The sequence below is a fragment of the Xanthomonas fragariae genome, from assembly GCF_017603965.1.
In the GTDB taxonomy this organism is placed as follows: Bacteria; Pseudomonadota; Gammaproteobacteria; order Xanthomonadales; family Xanthomonadaceae; genus Xanthomonas; species Xanthomonas fragariae_A.
In genome coordinates this window covers 3,798,935-3,809,947 of record NZ_CP071955.1, presented here as the reverse complement: position 1 = coordinate 3,809,947, position 11,013 = coordinate 3,798,935, and the positions used below count along the sequence as shown (strand labels likewise).

Sequence of the window (11,013 nt, the reverse complement as noted above, 5' to 3'; positions counted from 1 at the left end):
TCGTCTCGGCCCGCCTGGGAGTGTCAATGTTTCGCGATTTCAGAATGTCGTTCTTGGTCACAGCGATCTGTCTGGGCTTTGCCGCTTGGTGGGGCCACACCTCCGCCATGGGGATCTGGCAGGCGCTATGGCTGTGCCTGGTGCTGAGCGTGCTGGAAGTGTCGTTGTCGTTCGACAACGCAGTGGTCAACGCCGGCGTACTCAAACACATGAACGCGTTCTGGCAGAAGTTGTTCCTCACCGTCGGCATCCTGATCGCGGTGTTCGGCATGCGCCTGGTGTTCCCGATCGTGATCGTGTCGGTAGCCACCGGCATGGGCCTGGTGCCGGTGATGCAGATGGCGCTGAAGGAGCCGGACCGCTATAGCCAGGTGCTGACCGATCATTACCCGTCGATCGCCGCCTTCGGCGGCATGTTCCTGTTGCTGGTGTTCCTCAACTTCCTGTTCGATCAGGACCGCAAGCTGCATTGGCTCGGCCCGTTGGAGCGGTTGGTCGGCAAGCTGGGCAAGGCCGATGCGATGTCGGTGATCGTGGCGGTGTCGGTGCTGCTGGGCACCAGGCTGTTTTTGCCCAATGACATCTTCCAGAGCGTGCTGTTCGCCGGGTTGGGCGGCATCCTGCTGTATCTGCTGGTCGGCAGCGTGGACGCCCTGTTCGAGGCTGAAGAGAGCGAAGATGGCATGGGCCCGGCCAAGCGCTCGGGTATTGCCGCCTTTTTGTACCTGGAAGTGCTGGACGCCTCGTTCTCGTTCGACGGTGTGATCGGTGCATTCGCGATCACCCGCGATGTGGTGATCATCATGCTGGGCCTGGCGATCGGCGCGATGTTCGTGCGCTCGATGACGGTCTACCTGGTGCACAAGGGCACGTTGGACGAATTCGTATTCCTGGAGCACGGCGCCCATTACGCCATCGGTGTGCTGGCGATCATCATGCTGGTGGGCACCGTCTACCACGTGCCGGAAGTGCTCACCGGCCTGATCGGTGTGGCCTTCATCGCCGCCTCGGTGTGGTCCTCGATCCGCTACCGCAAGCGCCACCACGTCGGCCCGACTGAGATCTGATGTGGGCGCGGGCGATGGTCGGGGCGACGAGCAACATCTCGTCCGGGCGGCCCCGACTCGACTCCTTAAGATCTCTTAAGAATTTGCAATTTAGTCGACGCGTCTACCGTGCAGCTAGCTCGGTAGCTTGGGGTGACAAGCATGTTGTGACCTTTACGCAGTCAGAAAAATACACATCTGCTGGGGTTGATTCCTGCCCCTAACCACACTATCTTGTGGTCACGCTGGATCTGATCGCGTTTTAATCCCGGTGTTGGATGTCCTGGATCACTCAGCCTTAAGCTCAGTTTGCAGCTGCAATGTGATGGTCCGCATGTTCCTCATGTCGCCCATCTTCCAGACCTATCCAAGCTGCGTGCATGCACTACGCGCGGTGCCGGTAATGGCCTTTTTGGAGGTGGTGGCACGGCCGCGAGCATCGAGCGTTGGTCGCCGCAGTCTCTACAAAGATTCGCCACGCTCCGGTTCCCGTCTAAGAGATGGGCTTGTGTAACCACATATGGGAAGACGCATGACCACCAACGACACCCTTGCCGCGATCGCCGCCGCTACCCCAGCTACCACCAGCGGTGCCGCCAGTGTCAGCTTGCCTGGTCGCGGCGCGCCAGAAGTGACCGATCCGTCGGATGTCGTGCCGCCTCCTCGCCAAGCCATTGCAATGCACGCACAGACAATCGAAGAACAAACCGTCGCCACCTGGATCACCAAAGAAGCCGGCAACCGCCGGATCCCGTTCGAGCCGCAGCGTCTGGAGCGCGCCATCGACCAGATCCATGCCGAATTTCCGCAGCTGGACGTGGCCGACTACAAGCGTTCGGTGTTCGGTTTCGTGGAGCGCAAGGACAGTGTCAATGCCGACGACCTGGTCGACCATCTGATCCGCGAGGCCGAGGCCCGCGTCGATCTGACCACCCCGGAGTGGGAGCACTTCGCTGCGCGTCTGTATCTGCGCCGCCTGTACAAGCGCGCCAGCCGCAACCGTTTCTACGACGCCAGCCAGAAGTACGGCTCGTTCGTCGGCTTGCAGGAGAGCCTGGCCGACCGCAATATCTATTCCAACGACATTCTGCGCAGCTACTCCAAGGAAGAGTTGATCGAAGCAGGCAAGATGATCGCGCCCGAGCGCGACACCTTCTTCGCCTACAACGGCCTCTACCTGCTGGCCACCCGTTACCTGGCCACCGACAGTTCGCGTGGCGTGTTCGAGCTGCCGCAGGAGCGCTGGCTGACCATCGCGCTGTACCTGATGCAGGATGAAGCCGGCAACGGCAAGGGCAGCCGCGAGCGCCGCATGCAGCTGGTGGGTGAGGCCTATTGGGCGCTGTCCAATCTCTATATGACCGTGGCTACCCCGACGCTGGCCAACGCGGGCAAGGTCGGTGGCCAGCTGTCTAGCTGCTTCATCGACACCGTTGACGACAGCCTGCAGGGTATCTACGACTCCAATACCGACGTGGCGCGCGTGTCCAAGCACGGCGGCGGCGTGGGCGCGTATCTGGGCTATGTGCGTTCGTCGGGGTCGGCGATCCGCGGCGTGTCCAATTCGTCCGGCGGCGTGGTGCCGTGGATCAAGCAGCTCAACAACACCGCCGTGTCGGTGGATCAGCTGGGCCAGCGCAAGGGCGCCATCGCGGTTTATCTGGACATCTTCCACCGCGACATCGAGTCGTTCCTGGACCTGCGTCTGAACAACGGCGACCAGCGTCTGCGCGCGCACGACGTGTTCACCTCGGTGTGCATCCCCGACCTGTTCATGGAAGCGGTCGAGCGTCGCGGCGACTGGTACTTGTTCGATCCGCACGAAGTGAAGCGGATCAAGGGCTGGTACCTGCAGGACTTCTACGACGAGAAGAAGGGCGACGCCAACAGCAGCTTCCGCCGCAAGTACGAGGAAGTGGTCGCCGACGAGCGGATCACCCGCAAGACGGTCAAGGCCATCGAGATCTTCAAGCGGATCATGGTCAGCCAGCTGGAAACCGGGAACCCTTTCATGTTCTATCGCGATGAAGTCAATCGCAAGAATCCGAACAAGCACGAAGGCATGGTCTATTCGTCCAACCTGTGCACCGAGATCCTGCAGAACATGAGCCCGACGCGGATGATGCAGGAGATCATCAGCGGCAATCAGATCGTCACCACCAAGAAGGCGGGCGACTTCGTCGTGTGCAACCTGTCCTCGATCAACCTGGGCCGCGCGATCACCGCGCAGGCCGACCAGGCCGATCTGCTTGGCGCCGACGTGCTGGAGCGGTTGATTCCGATCCAGGTGCGCATGCTCGACAACGTGATCGACCTGAATCAGCTGCCGGTGCCGCAGGCCACCATCACCAACCAGAAGTACCGCGCCATCGGCCTGGGCACCTTCGGCTGGCACCACCTGCTCGCGCAGAAGGCGATCCATTGGAATGCCAAGGAAGCCGAGGATTACAGCGACGAGCTGTACGAGCGCATCAACTATCTGACCATCCAGGCGAGCATGCAGCTGGCCAAGGAAAAGGGCACCTACAGCGTGTTCCGCGGCAGCGACTGGCACACCGGCGAGTACTTCCGTGTGCGCGACTACAACAGCCCGCAGTGGCTGGAGTTGTCCGCGCAGGTGGCCGTCAATGGCGTGCGCAACGCCTGGATGCTGGCGGTGGCGCCGAACATGAGCACCGCGCAGATCGCCGGCTCCACTGCCTCGATCGACCCGATCTACAGCGCGTTCTACTACGAAGAAAAGAAGGATTTCCGTCGTCCGGTCGCCGCTCCGGGCCTGTCGCTGGACACCTGGCCGTACTACGAAAAGGGCGCCTACAAGGTCGACCAGTTCGCCAGCGTGCGCCAGAACGCGCGGCGTCAGCGTCACATCGACCAGTCGATCAGCTTCAACTTCTACGTGCCCAGCACCATCCGCGCCAGCACGTTGCTGGATCTGCACATGACCGCCTGGCGCGAAGGGTTGAAGACCACGTACTACGTGCGTTCCAACGACATCGACATCAGCGAATGCGAGTGGTGTTCGAGCTGAAAGGGCATCGCGCTTCAGTTCCCCCGTGCCTTCGGCGCGCCCCCTGACTCAGGGGGGCTTTCCTCCAGATTGATTTGTTGCGCCGTCGTTCCCGTTCTGTACGCGCAACGCTTGAAATACGAGTGAGACCCATGTCCGCAACACCGCTTGAGCGCATCAAGATCCTGGAGCCGCGTCACCCCAATCGCTCCACCGCCATCATCAATGGCCAGACCTCCGGCATCCTCAACTGGAACGACATCCCGTACCCGTCCTTTTATCGGGCCTACAAGGAACTGTCGACCAACTTCTGGATCCCCGACGAGGTGGATATGAAGGGCGACGCACGCCAGTACAACGAGCTGTCCGCGCGCGAGAAAAACGCCTACGATTCGATTATCGGCTTGCTGGCCACGCTGGATTCGCCGCAGACGCGCTTCATCTACAACGTCGCCGAATACATCACCGACCCGGCCGCGCATGCCAATGCTGCGATCATCGGCCAGCAGGAAGTGATCCATAACGAGAGCTACAGCTATGTGCTGGCCTCGATCACCGGCCTTGCCGATCAGAATCGCGTGTTCGAGATTGCGCGCACGCACCCGACCATCATCAAGCGCAACGCGCCGATCATGGGCGCCTACGACGACTTCCTGCGCGACAAGAGCGCCGAAACGCTGATCCGCGCGTTGATCCAGTCCTCGATCCTGGAAGGCATCAACTTCTATTCCGGCTTTGCGTATTTCTACAATCTGGTCCGTCAGAACCGCATGACCGGCACCGGTAAGATCATCAGCTTCATCAACCGCGATGAGCTGGCGCATTCGAAGTTCATCAGCGAATTGATTCGCGCCATCATCGGCGAGAACCAGGCGCTACAGGGCGACCAGCTCACCGACTACGTGCACAAGGCCTTCGAGCACGCGATCGACCTGGAAACGGTGTGGACGGCTGAAGTGCTGGACGGCATCGACGGCATCGACGTGGACGAGATGATCCGCTACGTGAAGTACCGCGCCAACAAGATGGCTGGCATGCTCGGCATCGAGAAGCTGTACGAAGGCGCCAACGACAATGTGATGCCGTGGATCAAGGCCTATGCCGACAACTTCACCGAGACCAAGACCGACTTCTTCGAAATGCGCAATGCCAGCTACAAGAAGACCAATTCGGATAACGGCTTCGACGATCTCTGAGGCGGAACTATCAACACCTCTCTGTACAAGTACGGGGGCACCATGAGCAAGCGATTGGATCCACGCATCTCGTCTAGTCGCATACGACTGGAGAACCCGTACGCGCACATGGAAGAAATTGAGGCGTGCTGGCAAGCGGGCAATGACCAGAATCGGTATCGATTTGCGAGTTCGGACGGTAAGGCCTTCTCTACAAAGAAAAGCCATAGCTTTGAGTCGATAGAGGCACAGGCTAAAGAGTTGCAACGCGCGATTTGGAAGAAGCGGACAGATCTCGGGCTTAGCCAGAACGTGCACCCGATTGACGTCTTAGATCCGCAGCTTGCCGCGGAGCTTCTGGGTTTCGACTTCACCCTTCATTCTAGTCTTGGTTGGATGATCAACGGCAGCCGCCAAGTTTCGGTCGCGGGCATGATTGATCAATCGACTCGATCCATCAAAATCGCAACGGATGCTGACCCGAGAGTCATGCGTTTCACTGCGGCTCATGAGATCGGTCACGCAATTCTTCATCCCGATCAAACAGAGCTACATCGGGATCAGCCGTTAGACCGAGTTCGGCAAGCGCGCAATCGAACCGAACTTGAGGCAGACAAGTTCGCGACCTACTTTTTGCTGCCAGAGAAACTTCTCACTGAAGAATTTAAGTCTCGCTTCCTGGGTGTTTTCGCCCTTGATGAGCAGACCGCATTTGCTCTACTGAGCAAGCCTATTTTCAAAGTGATTGAAGCTCTTCCGACTCTCCGTCACGTCTCTAGGAAGCTTGCGAGCGCGACTTATTACAACGGCTCCCACTTCGTATCGTTGTCCGAATCTTTTGGAGTCAGCGTCGAAGCAATGGCCATTCGACTTGAAGAACTGAAACTCGTTATTGAGTGATTGCTTTTCCGAGATGCGCATCCTCCTCGTCCACACCTCGCTCAGCGGCAACACGCGCGATGTCGCGCGTGCGATCAACGCGCGCTGCGAAGAGCTGGGCCATGCGGTAACCTGGATCGATACCGACATCCAGACGCTTGCTCAGGCCTGCCCCAACGGCGCCGAGTATGACCTCTACATCCTCGGCAGCTGGAGCATCAATGCCGGGCGCACGCCGCCGGAGATGAAGCGCTTCATCGAAGAGCTCGTCAATGCGGTCGGCAAGCCGGAACGCCTGGCGGTGTTCGGCACCGGCGAGACGCAGTGGGGCGAGGAGAATTACTGTGGCGCGGCGCGGCGCATCGCCGCGTTCTTCGGTACGCGCTACCCGCGGCTGGAGATCGAACAGATGCCCCACGGCGAACGCGACGCCACCAAGATCCAACGTTGGACCGACCACATTCTTGCCTGTACAAAGACATCCCCCTATGCAGACCTTCCACGCCTCCACGCCTGACGACTACGTCGCCGCCCTGGCTGCGCATCCGCGCTTGCTGGTCGACTACTACAAGGACAATTGCCCTGGCTGCAAGATGCTCGATATGTCGTTGGCCAAGTTCGCCGCGAGCGAAGACGCCATAGGCGTTGCACTTCTCAAGGTGAAGCTGGAAGTGGTTGGCGAGGACTTCTTCCGCGGCCTGGGCTTGCGGCAGACGCCGACCCTGGCGTTGTTCAAGGATGGCAGCGAAGTGGCGCGCCTGCCCGGCTTCCAGTCGCCGGGGCAGGTAGAAACCGCGGTCAAGAGCCAGCTTTGAGGCAAACTCAAAGCTGCAGTTTTGTTAGCCCCTCTAAACCCCACCCAACGGCCGCAGACACAGCCAGATCGCATACCAGTGCGACAAGGCGCCGCCCAGCACGTGGGCGTGCCAGATGGCGCGGTTGTACACCATCGATTTACGCACGTAGAAGGTCACGCCCACGGTGTAGAACGCGCCGCCAACGGCGATGAGCCAGAGCACGGTACTGTCCAGGCCGGCTATGATCGGTTTGATGACCACGATGCCGGCCCAGCCCAGCAACAGGTAGATCGCCACCCAGAAGCTCTTGGCGATGCCGGGCAAGCACAATTTGGCGAACACGCCGAACAAGGCCACGCTCCAGACCGCCACCAGCATCGCCCAGCACCAGATGCCGTCGAGCGTGACAAGAAAAAACGGTGTGTAGGAGCCGGCGATCATGACGAAGATGCCGGCGTGGTCGAACTTGCGCAGCATCGGTTGGCGCTGCGACGGGGCGAAGTTGTAGGCAGCCGAGCAGGCGAACATCACCAGCAGCCCCAGCGCGTAGACGCAGATGGCCGGCAGCATCGTCTGGCTTGCGTGGGCGCGCCAGACCATCCATGCGCCGCCGACAATGGCCCAAAAGAGTCCGGCGGCATGCACGAGGACATCGGCGCGGCGTGCGGAAGCGGTCTTGTAATGCGGAGCAGTGACGTTGTGGGACACGGGCACGGCGGCTCTTCAATGTGGGGGAGCCCACAGCGTGCGAGGCAACGGTGACGCTGTGGGGGGGGAAGGATACCCGGCTTGCCGAATCTTCTCAGTGACGCGGGCTGGTCGCTTGTCTCATGCCCTGAGACATCCTTTTTATTTGATCTCCGTCTTTGGGAGCTTTGCCGTATGCCTCCGTTTGCCCTTGCTCCCTCCCCGCACCGAAACCGCCGAACGTACGCTGGCCACTACCGATGGCCGGCCCAGCCGCGATGGCGCGCTGCTCACCCAGCGCCTGCAACGGCGCTATCACGACTTGCTGTGGAACCCGTCTGTGGTCAATGCGCTCCACGTGGTGGCACCGTCGCGGTGATGGCGCGATGCGCGCGACCTGCAAAGCGATTGCAGCGCCGGCTGCCCGGCCTGCGTAGGGCCGGTGCTGGCCGCGCATGAAGAAGGCAAAGGCCAATCGCCCAGGTCGCTGGTGTTGACGGTACTGGCTCTGTTGTTCGATGCGGATGCGCTGCAGTTGCCGGCGGCTGCACCGCCTGCGCGCGATCCTCTGTGTTTGCGTGGGTGGAGCACCACGTGCGCCACAAGCGGCCATTGCTGTCGACGGCCAATGCCGCAAAGCGTCCGCTTACATCGCGTGCAATGTCTATCGCGCCGATACCTGCACCGCAGCAAGGCGCCAACATCGCCGGTTTACGCAAAATGATCGGTCTGCGCGAGCGTGCGGTCTGGCCGCACACGCCAGTGCGTACAGCCTCTACCAACCGGCATTTGCCCGGCAAAGAAATGGCTCCTGGCCTGCATCTGATCGAAGCCTTTGTGCCGCAACCGATTCCGCGTGAAGCGTTGTCGCTTGCCTTATCTGGCTGTCGCCGCAGACGGTGCTGTCCAGCTACAACGGCCGCTGCTTGAAGACGCGCTACCGGCTGGCGCGGCGGGGCGGGGCGACCCGATTTCCGCACTGGACCATGTGAATCTGTTGTTGCCTACGCGGCGGCGTTATCGCGGCACCTGGGAAAATTGCAAGCTGTCCACCATCGAGCGGCACTTGCATTGCAGTGATGCGCTGGCGCAAGCGCAGGCGGCAATGCTGCTGCATCACCGCGAGCCACCAAGAGCGGCTGTCAGACCGCCCGCTGCGCTGGCGAGCGCAGGGCGCATATACCGCGACCGCGCGTCAGCGCGCTCCTTTCGGCATCACTCAGGCTCGCTCTGCTTGGCTTGCTCGTTGAGGTAATGGGTCACCGGTGCGCCACGGTACTTATCGGTCAGTAGCCCCAGGGATTCGGCGCGGGCATCCACTGCGCGTCTTGCCGCCGCGTCGTACGGGAGGTCTGCCGAGCGATCCAGAACGCGGCCTTCGCGGACTGCCCCAATCGCGATCGGGTCGGCTGGCTTGGACGCGTCGCGAAATTCGCGGGTGCGCTGCTGCACGATGTCCGCATCGCGTGCGGTATCGATGGGCGTTTCCGGCGGCAGGTCCAGTTCCACGCCGGTATGGCCGCGCGCCAGCGTGCGGTTTTCCAGCAGCGCGAGCAGTTCTTCTTCGACTTGGTCCGTCAACAGGCTTTCACCAGCGTCGCGAAAGGCACCGGCGGTGGTGCGCTTGATACCAAAGGCTTCGCCGCTGATCTTTTGCATCTCGCCGAAGTTGCGCCAGACGTAATAGTCCTTGTCGTGGTTGGCGCGCGGCAGGGAGAAATCCTCATAGCGGTAGCCGGCCGAAAATGCCGCATGCGCATAAGAAGAGTCCGGCTGACGCAACCGTGTGCGTGTCAGTTCCATGGCCTTGCCCGCATCGCTTTGCTGATCGGTGGACACCGCCTCCACCGTGACCAGGCGCATCCTGTTCCAGCTCTCCAGCCATTGCACCGCGGTCTCGGCCAGCCCCTCGGGGCCGTCGTCCTTGCCCGGGAAGAAATCGCGCACCTGCGGGTCGGCGAGCATGCCCTGACTGAAGACCGGCACCACGTTCATCTTGGCCAGCAGGCGATCGAGCGCAGCACGGCGGGGCGCATCCTCGGAGTGCAGCGGATTGATCTGATAATGTTTGTACAGATTGGACAGAAATTGATCGAAGCCGCCCGTGTAGTACTTGGCATACAGCTTGATCGCGGCCCCCTTGCGCAGATCCGGCCGACGCATCAGCAGCATCGCCACCGCCTCGCCGGTGTCTTCCTTGCAATCCAGCGCCACCGACATCGCCTCCGGCTTTTGCAACGCGTGCTCCAGCGCCTGCTCCACGGCGGCAATGGTCTGATCGGTCTTGATGAAGTTGCCATCGACCGGGTTGCGGATCACCAGCTGCATGTCGCGCAACTGGGCGAACGGCAGCTGCGAGACCAATTTGTTCTGCGGGTCGTCGGTCATGCGGCCAATGGTGAAGTCGTGCATCAATACCGGCACGCCGTCGGCACTGACTTCGACATCCAGCTCCAGGGTGCGATACCCCTGCGCGTAGGCGCGATCAATGGCGGCAAGCGAGTTTTCCGGAATGCCGGCGTGGTTGTCGAACAAGCCACGATGTATCATCACGTCCTTGCCCAGTGCGCGCGTGCTGGGCGCCTGGAAATAGTTGCCGTGAACCAGCTCTTTGCGGCGCTTGCGCAGCAGCGCTTCCTTGCCAGCCACCAGATGATGGTCGTTGGCCTTGAAGAACGCTGCGCCGCCGTCGCGCGCTGGCATCTCGTGGCCGTGGTATCGCGCGGCTTGCTGCAACTTGCGGTGCAGCTGGGGGGGGGCGGGCTGCAGACAATCCGGAGTTGTCAGCCCATGGCTTGGCAGATCCAGCGCCTTGCTCAATGCGACAAGTGCTGCGTCGCTGAAGCTGTCGCCAGGCGCAAACGCACGCTGCATATCGAAGGTGATACGGCCTTGCTGCGCATCGACCAGAACCGGACCTGCCGCTGCACGTGCACGCTTGGTCAGGCCGCTCGCCATTTGCTTGAATACGGCGGTATCCAGGTAGACCGGCTCCAGCGTTCCGGCGGCAAAGCGTGCCGCGATGCTGCCTGTGTCGGCCGGCCCCAGATGCGTGGCAAGCCTGCTTTGCGCTGCCTGCAAGGTGATCTGCCGCGCCTGCACTTCGGCCAGGCGCTGCTCGGAGAACTCGCTGTCTAGCGCCACCAACGCCTGCTTGCCGCTCATGCCGCTTTCGTTCAATGGCACCAGCGGTGGTGCAATGGCGACCGACCGACGAGGACGTGCACGCAGTGGCTGGTCGCCGCCTGGTACGTGCGGCACCTCCATTGGCATGCTCGCGCTGGTGTGGGTCGGTGTCGCCAGCGCGGTGGTATGCGCGGCAGACAGTTGCGGAGGACCAATACGCATGAAGACCTCGAGAGCACAGGGGCAGCCAGTAAACCGCTTGCCATATGACAATTCGCAACCGAGGCGAAGTA

Annotated in this window: 9 protein-coding genes and 1 pseudogene; 8 read left to right on the top strand and 2 right to left on the bottom strand. The window is 61.3% G+C overall.

Annotated elements, in window-relative coordinates; genetic code table 11:
• The first annotated feature begins 26 nt into the window (after positions 1-26).
• The 6 genes from J5I97_RS18180 (at position 27) to J5I97_RS18155 (ending at position 6,925) form a co-directional block, all read left to right on the top strand.
• Positions 27-1,067, top strand: a complete 1,041-nt coding sequence (locus J5I97_RS18180; RefSeq protein WP_208588019.1) for a DUF475 domain-containing protein — start codon at positions 27-29, stop codon at positions 1,065-1,067.
• A 511-nt stretch (positions 1,068-1,578) separates the two neighbouring features.
• Positions 1,579-4,077, top strand: coding sequence for a ribonucleoside-diphosphate reductase subunit alpha (locus tag J5I97_RS18175; protein ID WP_208588018.1), 2,499 nt, complete (start codon positions 1,579-1,581; stop codon positions 4,075-4,077).
• A gap of 131 nt (positions 4,078-4,208) precedes the next feature.
• Complete coding sequence (locus J5I97_RS18170) at positions 4,209-5,252, top strand: ribonucleotide-diphosphate reductase subunit beta (RefSeq protein ID WP_208588017.1); 1,044 nt, start codon at positions 4,209-4,211, stop codon at positions 5,250-5,252.
• A 42-nt stretch (positions 5,253-5,294) separates the two neighbouring features.
• On the top strand, positions 5,295-6,131 hold the full coding sequence (locus tag J5I97_RS18165; RefSeq protein ID WP_208588016.1) for an ImmA/IrrE family metallo-endopeptidase: 837 nt from the start codon (positions 5,295-5,297) through the stop codon (positions 6,129-6,131).
• Positions 6,132-6,144: 13 nt separating this feature from the next.
• Positions 6,145-6,627, top strand: a complete 483-nt coding sequence (locus J5I97_RS18160) for a flavodoxin (RefSeq protein ID WP_208588015.1) — start codon at positions 6,145-6,147, stop codon at positions 6,625-6,627.
• A complete protein-coding gene (locus tag J5I97_RS18155; protein WP_208588014.1) occupies positions 6,599-6,925 on the top strand; it encodes a thioredoxin family protein in 327 nt (108 codons plus the stop codon). The genes J5I97_RS18160 and J5I97_RS18155 overlap by 29 nt, the downstream gene beginning before the upstream one ends.
• 33 nt (positions 6,926-6,958) lie before the next feature.
• Here J5I97_RS18155 and trhA read toward each other — a convergent pair whose 3' ends face one another.
• The gene (gene trhA / locus J5I97_RS18150; RefSeq protein ID WP_208588013.1) at positions 6,959-7,621 is read right to left on the bottom strand and encodes a PAQR family membrane homeostasis protein TrhA; all 663 of its coding nucleotides are present in this window, start codon (positions 7,619-7,621) and stop codon (positions 6,959-6,961) included.
• Between the two features lie 184 nt (positions 7,622-7,805).
• Here trhA and J5I97_RS18145 point away from each other — a divergent pair, with 184 nt between their 5' ends.
• Together J5I97_RS18145 and J5I97_RS18140 are read left to right on the top strand one after the other, a co-directional pair.
• Complete coding sequence (locus J5I97_RS18145; RefSeq protein WP_208591846.1) at positions 7,806-7,973, top strand: hypothetical protein; 168 nt, start codon at positions 7,806-7,808, stop codon at positions 7,971-7,973.
• 33 nt (positions 7,974-8,006) lie between these two features.
• A pseudogene (locus J5I97_RS18140) lies at positions 8,007-8,663 on the top strand (hypothetical protein); the annotation flags it as partial.
• Positions 8,664-8,809: 146 nt separating this feature from the next.
• On the opposite strand, the gene avrBs2 reads toward J5I97_RS18140, so the two are convergent.
• Positions 8,810-10,942 carry a type III secretion system effector avirulence protein AvrBs2 gene (gene avrBs2, locus J5I97_RS18135; protein WP_208588012.1) on the bottom strand — a complete coding sequence of 711 codons (2,133 nt, stop codon included), beginning with the start codon at positions 10,940-10,942 and terminating at the stop codon, positions 8,810-8,812.
• Between the last annotated feature and the right edge of the window lie 71 nt (positions 10,943-11,013).